The organism is Tistlia sp. (assembly GCF_040905785.1).
In the GTDB taxonomy this organism is placed as follows: domain Bacteria; phylum Pseudomonadota; class Alphaproteobacteria; order Kiloniellales; family DSM-21159; genus Tistlia.
In genome coordinates this window covers 1-16,971 of sequence record NZ_JBBDQW010000002.1, presented here as the reverse complement: position 1 = coordinate 16,971, position 16,971 = coordinate 1, and the positions used below count along the sequence as shown (strand labels likewise).

The window sequence follows — 16,971 nt, the reverse complement described above, 5'->3', positions numbered from 1 at the left end:
AAGGCGAGGCTCAGTCGCCGTCCATCTTGAGCGCCGCCAGGAAGGCCGACTGCGGGATCTCGACGTTGCCGAACTGGCGCATCCGCTTCTTGCCGGCCTTCTGCTTCTCCAGCAGCTTGCGCTTTCGGGTGGCGTCGCCGCCGTAGCACTTGGCGGTGACGTCCTTGCGCAGCGCCGAGACGGTCTCGCGAGCGATGACCTTGCCGCCGATCGCCGCCTGGATGGCGATCTTGAACAGCTGGCGCGGAATCAGGTCCTTCAGCTTGGCGCAGAGCGCGCGGCCGCGCGCCTCGGACTGGCCGCGGTGGACGATCAGCGAGAGCGCGTCGACCGGCTCGGCGTTGACCAGGATCGCGACCTTGACCAGGTCGCCCTCGCGGTAGCCGATCAGGTGGTAGTCGAAGGAGGCGTAACCGCGGGTCACCGACTTCAGGCGGTCGTAGAAGTCGAAGACGACCTCGTTGAGCGGCAGCTCGTAGACGACCATGGCGCGGCTGCCGGCGTAGGTCAGCTCCTGCTGGATGCCGCGCTTCTCCTCGCACAGCTTCAGCACGGCGCCCAGGAACTCGTCGGGCACCAGGATCGTCGACTTGATCCAGGGCTCCTCGATCGACTCGATGCGCGTCGGGTCGGGCATGTCGCTGGGGTTGTGCAGCTTCAGCAGCGTGCCGTCGCGCAGGTGGATGTCGTAGACCACCGAGGGCGCCGTGGTGATCAGGTCGAGGTCGAACTCCCGCTCCAGGCGCTCCTGGACGATCTCCAGGTGCAGCATGCCCAGGAAGCCGCAGCGGAAGCCGAAGCCGAGCGCCGGGCTGACCTCGGGCTCGAAGACGAAGGAGGAATCGTTGAGCGCCAGCTTGCCCAGGGAATCGCGCAGGTCCTCGTACTCGGCGGTGTCGGCGGCGAAGAGGCCGCAAAAGACGACCGGGATCGAGGGCTTGAAGCCGGCCAGCGCCGCGTCGCACTGGCGGCGCTCGTCGGTCACGGTGTCGCCGACCTTGGCGTCGGCGATGTCCTTGACGCCGGAGATCACGTAGCCGAGCTCGCCCGGGCCCAGCGCCTCGACCTTGCGGCGCGCCGGCCCGAAGATGCCGACCTCGGTGACGTCGTGGACGGCGCGGGTGCCGAGCATGCGGATCTTGGTACCGGCCTTGATGCGGCCGTCCATGACCCGGATCAGCGTTACGACGCCGAGATAGGAATCGTACCAGGAGTCGACGATCAGGGCCTTGAGCGGCGCCTCGGCGTCGCCGATCGGCGGCGGCAGGCGCTTGACGATTGCCTCCAGCACCTCGGCGACGCCCTTGCCGGTCTTGGCCGAGATCATCAGGGCGTCGGTCGTGTCGAGGCCGATGACCTCCTCGATCTGCTCCATGACGCGCAGCGGCTCGGAGGCCGGCAGGTCGATCTTGTTGAGCACCGGCACGATCTCGTGGTCGTGCTCCAGGGCCAGGTAGACGTTGGCCAGGGTCTGCGCCTCGACGCCCTGGCTGGCGTCGACCAGCAGGATCGAGCCCTCGCAGGCCTTCATCGACCGGCTGACCTCGTAGGAGAAGTCGACGTGACCGGGCGTATCGATCATGTTCAGCGTGTAGACCTTGCCGTCGGCCGACTCGAACTTGAGCCGCACGGTCTGCGCCTTGATCGTGATGCCGCGCTCGCGCTCCAGCTCCATGGAGTCGAGCACCTGCTCCTTCATCTCGCGCTGGGTCAGCCCGCCGCAGAGCTGGATCATGCGGTCGGCCAGGGTCGACTTGCCGTGGTCGATGTGGGCGATGATGGCGAAGTTGCGGATGTGCGAGAGGTCGGTCATCGAGACGCTTTGCTGGGACGGGAGTCCGGGGAACGGGAAGGCGGCGCCGGCCCCTGGGGCCGCGCGGAACGCAGGCGCAACATAGGCGGGCGGCCCGGCCGCCGCAATGCCTGCGGGAGGGCGGCGGCCGGGCCTCGCGGCCGCCGGCGAAGATCGCGGTCACGGCCCGGCTGCAATCCAGGCTATGATCCCGCCCCATCAGCGACAGCGAGCGCCCCATGAGCGACGGCAAGCAGCGCGTCCCGGCCGGCCCGCACATCTTCTTCGCGGGCCTTTTCGTCGCCCTCGGCCTCGCCGCCTTCGGCTGGCTGGTCGCCCAGGGTCTCCAGGACTTCCGCAGCGGCGAGCGCAGCGTCTCGGTCAAGGGCCTGGCCGAGCGCGAGGTCGAGGCGGATCTCGCGCTCTGGTCGCTGCGCTTCGTCGCCACCGACGACGACCTCAACGCCGCGCAGGCCCGCCTGCAGGCCGACGCCGGCCAGGTCCGCGCCTTCCTGGCCGAGGCCGGCTTCGCCGAGCAGGAGGTCGTGGTCGAGGACTACCAGGTCACCGACCTGCTGGCCCAGCAGTACCGCAGCGGGCCGGTCGAGAGCCGCTACATCCTGGCCCAGAGCCTGCTGGTCCGCTCCGGCGACATCGCCAAGGTCGCCGCCGCCGCCCAGAACGTCGGCCGCCTGGTCGACGCCGGCGTCGTGCTGTCGAGCGAGAACCAGCCGATCAGCGGCCCGGTCTACCTCTTCACCCGCCTCAACGACGTCAAGCCGGAGATGATCGCCGAGGCGACCGCCAGCGCCCGCGAGGCCGCCGAGCAGTTCGCCCGCGACGCCGGCTCCGAGGTCGGCCCGATCCGACGCGCCAACCAGGGCCTGTTCCAGATCCTGCCGCGCGACGACTACCCCGGCGCCTACGAGCCCAAGCAGCCGGTCAAGAAGCTGCGCGTGGTCACCAGCATGGAATACCTGCTGGTCGACTGAGCGGGCGCGGGGCCTGCCACCTCCCGTCCTGCAGCGCAGGCTCGCGCTTCTGGTTCGGCAAGCTCACCATGAAGCGCGACCTGACGCCTGCGCTATACGTGCCGTCGCTTCATGGTGAGCCTGTCGAACCATGCAAGCGTGGGAGCCGGATCCTTCGCCTCTCGCCTGACGACCTGACCTCGTGGAGCGGCGGCACCTACCCCCGCAGCGTGCCGCCGGTCGCCTTCTCGACCGCCGCGACGATCTTCGCAGAGACCGCTTCCAGGTCGGGCTCGGTCAGGGTCTTCTCGCGCGGCTGCAGGGTGACCGCCAGGGCGAGCGACTTCTTGCCCTCCGGCAGGCCCTTGCCGCGGTAGTCGTCGAACAGCGCGACCTGCGAGATCAACGCCTTGTCGGCGCCGCGGGCCGCGCGCACCAGCTTCTCGGCCGGCACCTCGAGGTCGACGACGAAGGCGAAGTCGCGCTCGACCGCCATGAAGGGCGAGAGGTCGGCGGCCGGGCGCGCCGTGCCCTTGCGCTTCGGCTCGGGAACGGCTTCCAGGAAGATCTCGGTGGCGACCGCCGGTCCCTTGAGGTCGAAGGCCGCGAGCACGCGCGGGTGCAGGGCGCCGAAGCGGGCCAGGACCTTGGGGCCGAGGCGCAGGCAGCCGGACTGGCCGGGATGGTACCAGCCGGGCGCATCGGTCGAGACCTGCAGGTTGTCGACCGGGGCGCCGGCCGCCTCCAGCACCCTGAGGGCGTCGGCCTTGGCGTCGAAGGCGTCGACCGGGCGGCGCTCGACGGCCCAGTGGCGCGGGCCGCTGTGGCCGACGCGCAGGGCGCCGGCGACCTGGCGCTGGCCGTCGGGCGCGGCGGTCTCGTAGGCTGGGCCGACCTCGAACAGGCCGAGGTCGCCGAAGCCGCGGTCGGCGTTGCGTGCCGCCGCCTCGATCAGCGCGATCAGCACCGAGGGGCGCATGACGTCGAGCTCGGCCGAGATCGGGTTGTCGAGGCGCAGGGCCTCCTCGCTCCAGCCGAACAGGCGGGCGTGGCGCTCGGCGACGAAGGAGAAAGTCACGCACTCCTCCAGGCCGCTCCAGCAGAGCGCGGTGCGCGCCGCCGCGGCGCGGCGCTGGCGGGTCGAGAGCGCCGGCAGCGGCATCGCCGTGTCGAGGGTTAGCGAGGAGGTCGGCAGGTGCTCGTAGCCGTGCAGGCGCAGCACCTCCTCGACCAGGCAGGCCTCGCCCTCGACGTCGTTGCGCCAGGACGGCACCTGGGCCTCCAGGTCGTCGCCGCGGTCGGTGATCTCGAAGCCGAGGTCCTGCAGGATGCGGACCTGCTCGCCGTCGGGCACCGGCACGCCGCCCAGGGTCGCGCAGCGGTCCTTGCGCAGGGGCACGGAGCGGCGGGTGTCGGGGACCCGCCCCGCGCTGACCACCTCGGAGGCCTCGCCGCCACAGAGTTCCAGGATCAGGCGGGCCGCGACCTCGGGACCCCAGTTGCCGGACTCCGGGTCGAGGCCGCGCTCGAAGCGGTAGCGCGCGTCGGAATGGATGCCTAGGCGGCGGCCGGCGAAGGCGACCTCGATGGGGTCGAAGAGCGCGACCTCCAGGAACACCTCGGTGGTCGCCTCGGTGCAGCCGGAGAGCTCGCCGCCCATGATGCCGGCGATGCCCTGCGGGCCCGTCTCGTCGGCGATCACCAGGGTCTCGGCATCGAGCGCGTAGCTGCGGCCGTCGAGCGCCAGGATCTCCTCGCCGGCGCGCGCGAAGCGCATGGTCGGGTCGCCCGCGAGCTTGGCCGCGTCGAAGACGTGCAGCGGCCGGCCGAGGTCGAAGGTGACGTAGTTGGTGATGTCGACGAGCGCCGAGATCGGCCGCAGCCCGATCGCCGTCAGGCGGCGCTGCAGCCAGGCCGGCGAGGGCCCGTTCCTGAGGCCGCGGAAGTGCCGGCCGGCGACGAAGCGGCAGGCCTCGCCGGCGCCCTCGGCGATGCGCCAGGCGAGTGGCGAGGCGTAGCCGCCCGCGACCCGGCCCGGCTCGAAGGGCTTGAGGCGGCCGAGGCCGGCGGCGGCGAGGTCGCGGGCGATGCCGCGCACGCCCAGGCAGTCGCCGCGGTTCGGCGTGACGCCGATCTCGACGACGACCTCGTCGAGCCCGAGCAGGCTGGCGAAGGGCGTGCCGACCTCGGGCGCGGCCGCGCCGGCGGCCGGCGTCAGGTCGATGATGCCCTCGTGGTCCTCGGACAGACCCAGTTCGCGCTCCGAGACCAGCATGCCGTTGGACTCGACGCCGCGGATCACGCCGGCCTTGAGGTCGAGGCCGGTGCCGGGGATGTGGGTCCCGGTCGGCGCGAAGACGCCGAGCATGCCGGTGCGCGCGTTGGGCGCGCCGCAGACGACCTGGACCGGCCCGTCCTTGGTGCGCAGCCGGCAGACGCGCAGCCGGTCGGCGTCGGGATGGGGTGCCGCCTCCTCGACGTAGGCGACGGTGAAGGGCGCGAAGGCGGCGCCGCGGTCCTCGAGGCTCTCGACCTCGAGTCCGATCAGCGACAGCGTCTCGCAGATCCGCTCGACCGGGGCCTCGGTCTCCAGGTGATCCTGCAGCCAGCTCAGGGTGAACTTCATGTCAGAGGCCTCGCACGACCGAAGGCGCTTCCAGCGGCACGAAGCCATAGTGGCGCAGCCAGCGCAGGTCGCTGTCGTAGAAGGTGCGGAGGTCCGGGATGCCGTACTTCAGCATGGCGATGCGCTCGATGCCCATGCCGAAGGCGAAGCCCTGGTAGCGGCTGGAGTCGATGCCGCAGTTCTCCAGCACCCGCGGATGGACCATGCCGCTGCCCAGGATCTCGAGCCAGTCGTGGCCGCCGCCGATGATCAGCTGGCCGTCCCGGTGGCCGCAGCCGATGTCGAGCTCGGCCGAGGGCTCGGTGAAGGGGAAGTAGCTGGCGCGGAAGCGCACCGGCAGGTCGTCGACCCCGAAGAAGGCGCGGCAGAACTCGATCAGCGTGCCCTTGAGGTGGCCCATGTGGGTCTTCTCGTCGATCACCAGGCCCTCGACCTGGTGGAACATCGGCGAGTGGGTCGCGTCGGAGTCGGCGCGGAAGGTGCGACCCGGGCAGATGATCCGGATCGGCGGCGTCGTGCGCTGCATAGTGCGGATCTGCACCGGCGAGGTGTGGGTGCGCAGCACCGGCCGCACGCCGTCGGCGGCGGGCTTCAGGTAGAAGGTGTCCATGTCCTGGCGCGCCGGGTGCCAGGCCGGGATGTTGAGGGCCTCGAAGTTGTGGAAGTCGTCCTCGATGTGCGGCCCCTCGGCGACCGAGAAGCCCATCTCGCCGAAGATCGCGACCAGCTCCTCGACGGTCTGGCTGATCGGGTGGACGTGGCCGATGGCGTGCGGGCGGGCCGGCAGGGTGACGTCGACCCGCTCGGTCGCCAGGCGCGCCTCGAGGGCCGCCTCCTCGAAGCCGGCCTTGCGCGACTCCAGGGCCGACTGCAGCCGGTCCTTGACGGCGTTGAGCGCCTGGCCGCGCGCCTTGCGCGCCTCAGGGTCGAGCTGCCCGAGGCTCTTCATCTGCTCGGTCAGCCGGCCCTTCTTGCCCAGCGCGGCGATGCGCAGCGCCTCCAGCGACGCCAGGTCGCCGGCCGCTTCGAGGTCGGCGAACAGCTCTGCTTCGAGCGCCTCGAGATCCTGCATCCTTAGTCCGCTCCGGTTAGGCGACGCCCTCCCTCCGGTCCGAGACCGGCGGCGAGGGCCGCGCGAAGCGGTCTAACCGGCCGCCGAGCCGAGGGCAAGGACGGTCGAGACGAGCCTTGAGGGGGGGTGGGGGGGGGGGGGGGGGGGCTGGGGCCCCGCCCGCACGGTGTCAGCCCCGCGAAATCAGCCGCGGGCGGCCTGGGCCTGCTCGACCAGGGACTTGAAGGCCTCGGGCTCGGCGACGGCGAGATCCGCGAGGATCTTGCGGTCGAGATCGATGCCGGCCTTCTTGAGACCGTCCATGAAGGTCGAATAGGTCATGCCGGCCTCGCGCGTCGCCGCGTTGATGCGCTGGATCCACAGGCCGCGGAAGTCGCGCTTGCGGACCTTGCGGTCGCGGTAGGCGTACTGCATCGCCTTCTCGACGCGCTCGATGGCGACGCGATAGACGTTCTTGCCGCGGCCGCGATAGCCCTTGGCGAGCTTGACGACCTTCTTGTGACGGGCGTGCGCCGTCGTACCACGCTTGATGCGAGCCATAGTCTGGCCTCCTCCTGGAAAAGCGTTCCGCTGCCGCTACTTGGCGTAGGGCAGGAAGTGGCGCTTGACGACCTTGGTGTCGGCCGGCGACAGGATCATCGTGCCGCGCGCCTGGAGCTTCATCTTCGTGGGACGCTTGCGGAGGCCGTGGCGCAGGTTCGCGGGATTGGCCCGGACCTTGCCAGAGCCGGTGAGGCTGAAGCGCTTCTTGGCGCCGCTCTTCGACTTCAGTTTCGGCATTTTGTTCCTCGTCGGTTGATGGTCCCCGGTCGGGGACCTGCGCGGCGGCCGGGCATGCCTGTTGGCCCGGACGCGCCGGTTCGGTAGGCGCGGGGTTATAGCGGCGCGGGCGTCCGCGTGCAAGGGGCAGGTCGTGCGCGCCCTGATGCTCGTCTCCAGCCTCGCCGGCGCCTTCGTCGCCCTGGACACCTGATGCCGGTCGGGCGGCGCCGACTCAGCGCCGGCGCGCCTCGCTCTGCTCGAAGCTGTCGAGCAGGCGGGTGACGGCGGCGCGGTCGCTCTCCAGCATCACCGAGGAGACGAAGCGGCTGGCGGCCCGGCAGTCCATGGCGCGCAGGCGGCGCTTGACCTGGGGGATCGCCGGCGCGCGCATCGAGAGCTCGCGGATGCCCCAGCCGACGAACAGCCCGGCGTAGCGCGGGTCGCCGGCCATCTCGCCGCAGACGGAGACCGGCTTGCCGGCCCGCAGCGCGGCGTCGGCAGCGAAGTGGATCAGGCGCAGCACCGCCGGATGCACCGGGTCGTAGAGATAGGCCACCCGCTCGTCGCCGCGGTCGATGGCCAGGGTGTACATGATCAGGTCGTTGGTGCCGATGGCGAAGAAGTCGACCTCGCGGATCAGCGCGTCGGCGGCCAGGGCGGCGCCGGGGATCTCGATCATCGCGCCGAGCGGCGGCGTCGGCGAGGCGATCGGGACGCCGCGCCGGCGCAGCCGCGCCTCGACCCTTTGCAGCACGGCGCGCACGGCGCGCACCTCCTCGACCGAGGAGACCATCGGCAGCAGGATCCGCACCGGTCCAGCGACGCCGGCGCGCAGGCTGGCGGCGAGCTGCGCCTCGAGCAGCTCCGGCACGCGCAGCGACAGGCGGATCGCGCGCAGGCCGAGCGCGGGGTTGGCCGAGGCGCCGAGGTGCGGGCCCAGCGCCGTCGCCAGCTTCTCCCCGCCGACGTCGAGGGTGCGCACGGTGACCGGCCGGCCGTCCATGCCCTCGACGACCCGCGTGAGGACCTCGGTCTGCTCGTCCTCGTCGGGAAGGTCGTCGCGATTCATGAAGAGAAACTCGGTGCGCAGCAGGCCGACGCCCTCGGCGCCGGCCGCCAGGGCCGGCCCGACCTCGCTCGGCAGCTCGAGGTTGGCCTGCAGGGTCATGCGGCAGCCGTCGCGGGTCTCGGCAGGCAGGTCGCGCAGCCGGCCGAGGGACTGGTTCTCGGCCTGCTGCCGGGTCAGGCGCTTGCGGTAGCTCTCGAGCCGCCGCTTGGTCGGGCTGAGCACGACCAGGCCCTGGTCGCCGTCGACGATCACCGGCTGGCCCTGGGCCGCCTGGGCCAGCAGGTCGGCGACGCCGAGCACCGCCGGAATGCCGAGCGAGCGGGCCATGATCGCGGTGTGTCCCTCGGCCCCGCCGAGCACCGAGGCGAAACCGCCGACCCGGGTCGGGTCCATCAGCGCGGTGTCGGCCGGCGTCACCTCCTCGGCCAGGATCACCGAGCCGGCCGGCAGCTCGGCGAAGCTGCTGAAGGTCCGCTCCGTCAGGTTGCGCAGGATGCGGTGGCCGACCTGGCGGACCTCGTCGGCGCGCGCCGCCAGGTAGTCGTCCTCGACCGAGCCGAAGGCCGCGGCGATCGCCTCGATCTCGGCCGAGACCGCATGCTCGGCGTTGTCGCGCTGCTCGAAGATGCGGCGCTGCACGCCTTCGCGCAGCCGGCCCGAGCGCAGCATCTGCCCGTGCGCCTCGAGCAGGAAGCCGAGCTCCTCCGCCGAGGCGCCGTGAAAGTCCTCGGCCTTGGCGCGCAGCTTGTCGAGCTGGCGCATCGCCTGGCGGATCGCCGTCTCGTAGCGCCCGAACTCGGTCTTGGTGTGGCGCGCCGGCACCTGGTACTGCGGCACGCGCAGCTCGGTGCCGCGCGCCAGGTAGGCGGCGCCGATGGCGATGCCGGGGGCGACGCCCAGGCCGCGCAGCACACGCTCGCCGCTGCCGGCCCAGGAGGGCGGCCTGCCGGGACCCCGCTTCGGCTGCTTCCGCTCAGTCTTCATCGAATCGCCTGGCGACCAGGTCGGCGAGCGCCTCCAGCACCGCCGCGGCCTGCCCGCCCTCGGCCGAGAGCTCGAGCTCGCAGCCCGGTCCCGCGGCCAGCATCATCAGCCCGAGCATCGAGGAGCCGGGCGTCTCGGTGTCGCCGCGACGCACCGTGACCGCGGCCTCGTGGGCGTTGACCGTCTTGACGAACTTGGCCGCGGCCCGCGCGTGCAGGCCCTTCTTGTTGCAGATGACGACCCGTCGTCGGATCGCCTGGCTGGTCTGTTCGGACATGGCCGCCGGTATCCTAGCTGGCCGCCTCGTCCTTCAGCAGCTGCGAGGCGACGGCGATGTACTTGCGACCGGCTTCCTGGGCCTGGGCCACGGCGTCCTGCAGGCCGTCGCGGGCACGCACGCTGGCCAGCTTGATCAGCATCGGCAGGTTGGCGCCGGCGATGACCTCGACCCTCGCCCGGTCGAGCAGCGAGATCGCGAGGTTGGAGGGCGTGCCGCCGAACATGTCGGTGACGATGACCACGCCCGCCCCGCTATCGACGGCGGTCGCCTTGTCGAGGATCTCCTGGCGCCGTTCCTCCATGTCGTCTTCGGGCCCGATGCAGACCGTGGCGACCTGCGCCTGGGGACCGACCACATGCTCCATGGCCGAGACGAACTCCCGGGCCAGGTTGCCGTGGGTGACGAGAAGCAGACCGATCATGCTCGTACCTTGCTGGAGCAGGTTGGGCGTTCTAGCGCAAAAGCGCCCTGCGGGACACCGGCGAATCTCGGGGGCGAATCTCCGGGGGCGATCCCGCCGGGGCGACCCCGGCGGGCATCTCGGCGGGCGATCTCAGGGGGCGGACGCCCCGCTCGCCTCCTCCGCCACGTCGCTGCGCTCCAGGTCGCGATGCACCAGGCCGACGGGCCAGCCGCGCAGCGCCACCCAGTGCGCCAGCTTCTCGGCGATGGCGACAGAGCGGTGGCGCCCTCCGGTGCAGCCGATCGCGATCGTCAGGTAGCTCTTGCCCTCGGCCTCGTAGCGCGGGAGCAGCGGCTGCAGCAGTCCGGTCAGGGACTGGAAGAAGGGCGCGAAGCCTGCGTCCTCGGCGACGTAGTCGGCGACCGCGGCGTCGCGCCCGGTCAGGGACCGAAGCGCCGGGTCGTAGTGCGGATTGCGCAGGAAGCGGACGTCGAACACCAGGTCCGCCTCGCGCGGCAGGCCGTTGCGGAAGGAGAAGGAGGTGACGAAGACGCCCATGCGCGGGCCCGCAGCCAGCGCCAGGCGCTGCGACAGGGAGCGCCGGAACTCCGGCAGGGCCATCGTCGAGGTGTCGATCACGAAATCGGCACGCTCGCGCAGCGGCGCCAGCAGCCGGCGCTCGGCGGCGATGCCGTCGGCGAGCGGACGGCCCTCGGCCAGCGGGTGGCGACGGCGGGTCTCGGTGAAGCGGCGCTGCAGGGCCTCGTCCTCGCAGTCGACGAACAGCAGCGTCACCGCCAGGGCGGGATCGGCGCGCAGCCGGGCGAACTGCTCGAGCAACGGCCCGGGGGCGAAGTTGCGGTTGCGCACGTCGGCGCCCAGCGCCACGGCACGGCCCAGCTCGCCCTCCGTGACGGCGCGCGAGAGCAGGTTGAGCGGCATGTTGTCGATGGCCTCGTAGCCGAGGTCCTCCAGCACCTTCAGCGCCGTCGTCCGGCCGGCGCCGGACAGGCCGGTGACGATCACCACGGGCAACGCGCCACCGCGCGGCAGGGCCGCCTTCTCGCGTGCCGGACCGGCGGGACGCGCCAGGGCGGCGGCGCGCGCGGCCAGGGCAAGACGGATGCGCGAGACAGCCGAGGCCGCCGAGGCGTCGAGTCCGATCGCCGGCACCTCGTGGCCGGCGAGCCGCTCGGGCCGCTCCTCGGGCAGCGGGTCGCCCGGCGCGCCGTCAGACGGCACGAGCCGCACCGCGAGCGCGACCGGCGCCTCCTCCAGGCGAGTGATCTGAGCGAGGCCGAGGCCGCGCAGCGCCAGCATGCCCGCGTAGCCCGGCACCGGACGCGCCTGCAGCCGGCCGTCCTCCTCGCTCAGGCGCACGCGATCGTCGGCGACCAGCCAGCCGCCGGCGTCGACCAGGCGCAGGGCGAGGTCCGACTTGCCGCTGGCCGCCGCGCCGAGCAGCAGGACGCCGAGCGGCCCGATCGGGCTCGGCAGGGCGACGCAGGTGGCGTGGATCTCTTCCATGCCGCCTATCTAGAACGGAAAGCGGGGCGCGCGCATCACCCGCGTTGGCCCGCCGGCGCCGGCGGCCGGTCAGCTGGCCGGCAGCGTCACCGTGAAGCGGGCGCCGCCTTCCGGACGGTTCTCGGCGTAGACGACGCCGCCGTGGGCCTCGACGATCTGCCGGGAGATCGACAGGCCGAGCCCGGAGTGCGTGCCGAACTTCTCGCCTTTCGGACGCTCGGAATAGAAGCGGTCGAAGACATCGTCGAGCTTGTCCGGCGGGATGCCGGGGCCCTCGTCGGCGACGGTGACGACGATGCTGTCGTCGTTGCGGCCGCGGCCGCGCACGCGCCGGGCGGCCAGCCGGATCGTGCCGTGCGGCGGCGAGAAGGAGGTCGCGTTGGCGATCAGGTTGCGGAACACCTGGCCGAGCCGTCCCTCGATGCCCTCGACCCGCAGCTCCTCGCGCTCGTCGAGCTCGAGCCGGTAGGCCGGCCCGCCCTCCTCGGCGCCGGCGCGCTGGACCTCGACCAGGGCCTCGAGCAGGCGCCTGAGGTCGACCTCCTCGGACTTGCCGCGGGCCAGCTCGGCGTCCAGGCGTGAGGCGTCGGAGATGTCGCTGATCAGCCGGTCGAGGCGCTGGACGTCGTCGAGGATGATGCTCATCAGCTTCTTCTGCTGCTCCGGGTCCTCGACCCGGGCGACGGTCTCGACGGCGCTGCGCAGCGAGGTCAGCGGGTTCTTGATCTCGTGGGCAACGTCGGCGGCGAAGCCCTCGATCGCCTCCATGCGGGCATGCAATGCCTGGGTCATCTCGCGCAGCGCCCCGGAGAGGTCGCCGATCTCGTCGCGGCGGTTGCTCCAGTCCGGGATATTCTCGCTCCGCCCGGAGGTGCCCCGAACCCGGTCGGCGGCATCGGCGAGCCGGCGAATCGGCGTCGCGATGGTGCGCGCCAGATAAAGCGACAGCAGCACGGTGACCGCGAAGGAGAGGCCGAAGACCAGCAGGATGTCCCGGCGCCGGTCCTGCACCGCCTTGTCGACCGAGCTGCCGTCCTTGGTCAGCATCAGGGCGGCGACGACCTGGCGGTAGCGCTGCACCGGCACGGCGACCGAGAGGAACAGCCGCCCCGTCGAGTCGACGCGCTGCCGGCTGGCGTGCTCGCCCTGCAGCGCGGCCGCGGCCTCGCCGTAGGAGCCGGCGGTCTGCTCCGGCACCTCGATGTAGAGCGGCAGCTCCTGTGCGCCTTCGACCAGGCGGCGCAGCGCGCGATAGAGGTCCTCGATCCAGACCAGGTACTCGGGGGTGCGGTCGGGCGGCGGCAGCTCGACGACCTGGACCGAGCCGAGCGGCCCGGCCAGCAGGCTCGAGTCGGCGACCAGCGTGCCGTCGCGGCCGAACACGCGGGCCCGGGCGCCGGTCGTCGCGAGGCCGACGCGCAGCAGCTGGCGCGCGGTCTCGGGCATCAGCTCCTGCCGGCCATTCTCGCCGTCGCGCACGGCCGCCGTGCCGAGCGCCGAGGCCAGGGTGTCGGCCTGGGTGCGCAGCGCCTCCAGCTCCGAGCTGATCAGGCTCATGCGGTACTGGTCGAGATGCAGCAGGCCCAGGACCGGGATCGCCAGCACCAGGGCGTTGAGGATCAGGATGCGCCGGGTCAGCGGCGAGCGCCAAGCCGGGCGCTGGCGATGGCCGACGGCGGCGCTGCTGCGCGCGTGGCGCTCGGCGACGCCGCGGGCCGTCGCGGCGCTGCGGTCGAGCTCGGCCTGTGCCCGGGCGCGGGCGCGCCTGGAGCGCGACGTCTGCGGCGCGGGCGTATCGAGACTCATGATGGCGCCACCCTACAGCTTCGGCGGACGGCGGTCGCCCCGCACCGTCCCAGGTCCGGCTCAGCCGTCCTTATAGCGGTATCCGACGCCGTAGAGGGTCTCGATCTGCCCGAAATCGTCGTCGACTTCCTTGAACTTCTTGCGTAGCCGCTTGATGTGGCTGTCGATCGTCCGGTCGTCGACGTAGATGTGCTCGCCGTAGGCCGCGTCCATCAGCTGGTCACGGTTCTTGACGTGGCCGGGGCGCTGCGCCAGCGCGCGCAGGATCAGGAACTCGGTAACCGTCAGATTCACCTGGCCGTTCTTCCAGGTGCAGAGATGGCGGCCCGGATCGAGCACCAGCTCGCCGCGCACGATCGGCGCCTCGTTGGTCGTGGAGGTTTCCTCCTTGGCCGAGCGCTCGCGGCGCAGCAGGGCGCGGATGCGCTCGATCAGCAGGCGCTGGGAGAAGGGCTTCTTGATGTAGTCGTCTGCGCCCATGCGCAGGCCGAGCAGCTCATCGACCTCGTCGTCCTTCGAGGTCAGGAAGATCACCGGCACGTTGGAATCCTCGCGCAGCCGCCGCAGCAGCTCCATGCCGTCCATGCGCGGCATCTTGATGTCGAGCACCACCAGGTCGGCGGGCTGCACGGTCAGGCCGCGCAACGCTTCCGAGCCGTCGGCGTAGCTGCGTACCTTGAAGCCCTCGGCCTCGAGCGCGATCGAGATCGAGGTCAGGATGTGCCGGTCGTCATCGACCAGCGCGATGTTGTTCTGCATCCTCTGACGCTCCCCGAAAGTGCCCGGCCGAGTCCCACCCCCAGCCTGGGCATTATGGATAGTCGCCACTTTTGGCACGATTGCGGCAGCGGCTGGGCCGCAATGCGCTGCCCGCCTCGCGCCGGGTTCGACTTGGGGAGCCTAACGCCGGATGTGGCCGTTTTGTGCCCGCTACCGACGCAGGTTTCGCGCAACCGCGGGGGGCCCGTCGCTTCGGCCTTGATCCCGCCCCGGCGGCCTCTCACCATGACCCCATGGCGGAGCAGGCGGAGGAGATCGGCCGGAGCGTGCGCGCGATGCTGCGCCGCGCCGATCGCTGCCGCCTGTCCACGGCGCTTGCCCGCGACGGTTCCGGCGCGCCCTACGGGTCGCTCGCCCTGCTCGCGAGCGACCAGGACGCGACGCCTCTGCTATTGCTCTCCGATTTGGCCGAGCATGCCCGGAACCTGAGGACGGACCCGCGGATCTGCCTGCTGATCGAGGAGACCGAGGGCTTCGAGGATCCTCTGGAAGGCCCGCGCACCGCCCTGCTCGGCCGCGCCGCCCGGGTCGAGGACGCGCGCCTGCTGGCGCGCTTTCTGCGGCGCAATCCCAGCGCCGAGCTCTATGCCGGCTTCGGCGACTTCCACCTCTACGCCGTCGCCCTGGAGCGCGCTCACCTGGTCGCCGGCTTCGGACGGATCCACTGGATCGAGGCCGCCTCGCTGCAGCTCGCCGGCGCCGGGCCGCTGGCGGCGGCCGAGACGGGTATCCTCGAGCACATGAACCAGGATCACGGCGAGGCGCTGCGGCTGATCGCCACTGTGCTGCTGGCGCGTCCCGAGGTCGCGGCGGCCGCACCCTGGCGAATGACCGGCGTCGATCCGGAAGGTGCCGACCTGCTGCGCGGCGTCGAGCGCGCGCGCATCGCCTTCGAAAGGCCGGTGCGGACTCCGGAGGAGTGCCGCGTCGAGCTGGTGCGCCTGACCCGGCGGGCGCGGGCGGCCAAGGCGGCGCCCCCGGCCGGCCCGCGGTCTGGTTCAGGTTGAACCCCCGCCGGCCAGCCGCTAAACAACGGAACCCCGCCGGCAAGAGTGGGGTTCAGGGATGTCGTCCTTAGCCTTTCCGGAGGAACGCGTGACAATCGATAGTCCGGTCGCCGACCGTCAGGGGCTGGAAGCCCTCGGCCTGAAGAATCTCGCCAAGGCGCACTTCAATCTCAGCGTCCCGCAGCTCTACGAAGCCGCGATCCGGCGGGGCGAGGCGCAGATCGGACTGGGTGGGCCGCTGGTCGCCTATACCGGCCATCACACCGGCCGCTCGCCCAACGACAAGTTCATCGTCGAGGAAGCCTCGAGCAAGGCCGACATCGCCTGGGGCGATGTCAACAAGCCGATCAGCCGCGGCCATTTCGACGGCGTCTTCAAAAAGGCGCAGGCCTACCTGCAGAACCGCGAGGCCTTCGTCGTCGACTGCCACGCCGGCGCCGACCCGGACTACCGGCTGAGCGTCCGCGTGGTCTGCGAGAACGCCTGGCACGCGCTCTTCGCGCGCAACATGTTCCTGCGGCCCGGCACCGAGGCGCTGGCCGGCTTCGACCCCGACTTCACCATCGTCCAGCTGCCCGGCCTGCAGGTCGACCCCGCGGTCGACGGCACCAACTCCGAGTGCTTCGTCCTGGTCAGTTTCGAGCGGCGCTTGGTGCTGATCGGCGGCACCTCCTATGCCGGCGAGATCAAGAAGTCCGTCTTCTCGCTGCTCAACTTCCTGCTGCCGGCGCGCGACGTGCTGCCGATGCACTGCTCGGCGAACATCGGGCCGGAGGGCGACACCGCGATCTTCTTCGGCCTGTCGGGCACCGGCAAGACGACGCTCTCGGCCGACGGCACGCGCACCCTGATCGGTGACGACGAGCACGGCTGGTCCGGGCACGGCGTATTCAACTTCGAGGGCGGCTGCTACGCCAAGGTGATTCGCCTGTCGCCGGAGGCCGAGCCGGAGATCTACGCCACGACGCGCCGCTTCGGCACCGTGCTCGAGAACGTCGTCATGGACCCGGACAGCCGGTCCCTCGACCTCGACAACGCGCACTTCACCGAGAACACCCGCGCCTGCTACCCGATCGACTTCATCCCCAACATCGCCGAGTCGGGCCAGGGCGGGCTGCCGGCCAACATCATCATGCTGACCGCTGACGCCTTCGGCGTGCTGCCGCCGATCTCGCGGCTGACGCCAGAGCAGGCTATGTACCACTTCCTGTCGGGCTACACCGCGCGGGTCGCCGGCACCGAGAAGGGCGTCGGCAGCGAGCCCAAGGCGACCTTCTCGACCTGCTTCGGCGCCCCCTTCATGCCGCGCCACCCCAGCGTCTACGCCAAGATGCTCGGCGAGAAGATGGCCAGGACCGGGGCCAACTGCTGGCTCGTCAACACCGGCTGGTCGGGCGGCGCCTACGGCGTCGGCAAGCGCATGGCGATCGGCCACACCCGCACCCTGGTGCGCGCCGCCCTGAACGGCGGGCTTGCGGATGCCGAGTACTTCACCGACCCGCACTTCGGCCTGGCGGTGCCCAAGACCTGCCCGGGCGTGCCCTCCGAGGTGCTCGACCCGCGGGCGACCTGGAAGGATAAGCGCGCCTACGACCAGACGGCGCGCGAGCTGACCCGGCGCTTCGAGCAGAACTTCAAGCAGTTCGAGCCCTACGTCGGCGACGAGATCAAGGCCGCCGGCATCTACGCCGCCGCCTGAGCGGCAGGACGGAAGCGACCGCAGACAAGACAAGGGCGGAGCCGGCGGCTCCGCCCTTCGTCGTTCCGGGTGAAGCGGGACGGGGGCTAGCGGCGGGGTCAGCCGGCCCGCCGTCTCCGTTTCGCCGCCCGCACAAACCGCTTCATCCCGAGCGCGCCCGCGCCAGCGGGCGCAGGCCCCGGGGGGGCGGGGG

At 71.6% G+C, this 16,971-nt stretch carries 14 protein-coding genes; 3 read left to right on the top strand and 11 right to left on the bottom strand.

What is annotated here, in order from left to right; translation table 11 throughout:
- Positions 1–10 precede the first annotated feature (10 nt).
- Entirely contained in the window at positions 11–1,813 is a 1,803-nt protein-coding gene (lepA, locus tag WD341_RS00130; RefSeq protein ID WP_368423370.1) for a translation elongation factor 4, read from the bottom strand.
- A gap of 218 nt (positions 1,814–2,031) precedes the next feature.
- On the opposite strand from lepA, the gene WD341_RS00125 reads away from it, so the two are divergent.
- Positions 2,032–2,784 carry an SIMPL domain-containing protein gene (locus WD341_RS00125; protein WP_368423369.1) on the top strand — a complete coding sequence of 251 codons (753 nt, stop codon included), beginning with the start codon at positions 2,032–2,034 and terminating at the stop codon, positions 2,782–2,784.
- 196 nt (positions 2,785–2,980) lie between these two features.
- Here the strand turns inward: WD341_RS00125 and pheT are convergent, their stop codons facing one another.
- The 10 genes from pheT to WD341_RS00075 all read right to left on the bottom strand — a co-directional run bounded on the left by pheT (position 2,981) and on the right by WD341_RS00075 (position 14,051).
- Positions 2,981–5,389 (bottom strand): phenylalanine--tRNA ligase subunit beta, encoded by a 2,409-nt coding sequence (pheT, locus tag WD341_RS00120; RefSeq protein WP_368423368.1) that lies wholly within the window; start codon positions 5,387–5,389, stop codon positions 2,981–2,983.
- Position 5,390: 1 nt separating this feature from the next.
- The gene (pheS, locus tag WD341_RS00115) at positions 5,391–6,461 is read right to left on the bottom strand and encodes a phenylalanine--tRNA ligase subunit alpha (protein WP_368423367.1); all 1,071 of its coding nucleotides are present in this window, start codon (positions 6,459–6,461) and stop codon (positions 5,391–5,393) included.
- A gap of 183 nt (positions 6,462–6,644) precedes the next feature.
- Positions 6,645–7,001 (bottom strand): 50S ribosomal protein L20, encoded by a 357-nt coding sequence (gene rplT, locus WD341_RS00110; protein WP_368423366.1) that lies wholly within the window; start codon positions 6,999–7,001, stop codon positions 6,645–6,647.
- A gap of 36 nt (positions 7,002–7,037) precedes the next feature.
- A complete protein-coding gene (gene rpmI, locus WD341_RS00105) occupies positions 7,038–7,241 on the bottom strand; it encodes a 50S ribosomal protein L35 (protein WP_368423365.1) in 204 nt (67 codons plus the stop codon).
- Positions 7,242–7,455: 214 nt separating this feature from the next.
- Complete coding sequence (ptsP, locus tag WD341_RS00100; RefSeq protein WP_368423364.1) at positions 7,456–9,276, bottom strand: phosphoenolpyruvate--protein phosphotransferase; 1,821 nt, start codon at positions 9,274–9,276, stop codon at positions 7,456–7,458.
- Positions 9,266–9,553: an HPr family phosphocarrier protein gene (locus WD341_RS00095; protein ID WP_368423363.1), complete on the bottom strand. Its 288-nt coding sequence runs from the start codon at positions 9,551–9,553 to the stop codon at positions 9,266–9,268. The genes ptsP and WD341_RS00095 overlap by 11 nt, the downstream gene beginning before the upstream one ends.
- A 13-nt stretch (positions 9,554–9,566) precedes the next feature.
- Positions 9,567–9,977, bottom strand: a complete 411-nt coding sequence (locus WD341_RS00090; protein WP_368423362.1) for a PTS sugar transporter subunit IIA — start codon at positions 9,975–9,977, stop codon at positions 9,567–9,569.
- Positions 9,978–10,109: 132 nt separating this feature from the next.
- Complete coding sequence (gene rapZ / locus WD341_RS00085) at positions 10,110–11,486, bottom strand: RNase adapter RapZ (protein ID WP_368423361.1); 1,377 nt, start codon at positions 11,484–11,486, stop codon at positions 10,110–10,112.
- Between the two features lie 69 nt (positions 11,487–11,555).
- Entirely contained in the window at positions 11,556–13,292 is a 1,737-nt protein-coding gene (locus WD341_RS00080; RefSeq protein WP_368423360.1) for a stimulus-sensing domain-containing protein, read from the bottom strand.
- A 60-nt stretch (positions 13,293–13,352) separates the two neighbouring features.
- Positions 13,353–14,051, bottom strand: coding sequence for a response regulator transcription factor (locus WD341_RS00075; RefSeq protein ID WP_368423359.1), 699 nt, complete (start codon positions 14,049–14,051; stop codon positions 13,353–13,355).
- Positions 14,052–14,305: 254 nt separating this feature from the next.
- Here WD341_RS00075 and WD341_RS00070 point away from each other — a divergent pair, with 254 nt between their 5' ends.
- Entirely contained in the window at positions 14,306–15,079 is a 774-nt protein-coding gene (locus WD341_RS00070; protein ID WP_368423358.1) for a HugZ family protein, read from the top strand.
- An 88-nt stretch (positions 15,080–15,167) separates the two neighbouring features.
- Complete coding sequence (locus WD341_RS00065; protein WP_368423357.1) at positions 15,168–16,778, top strand: phosphoenolpyruvate carboxykinase; 1,611 nt, start codon at positions 15,168–15,170, stop codon at positions 16,776–16,778.
- The last annotated feature ends 193 nt before the right edge of the window (positions 16,779–16,971 follow it).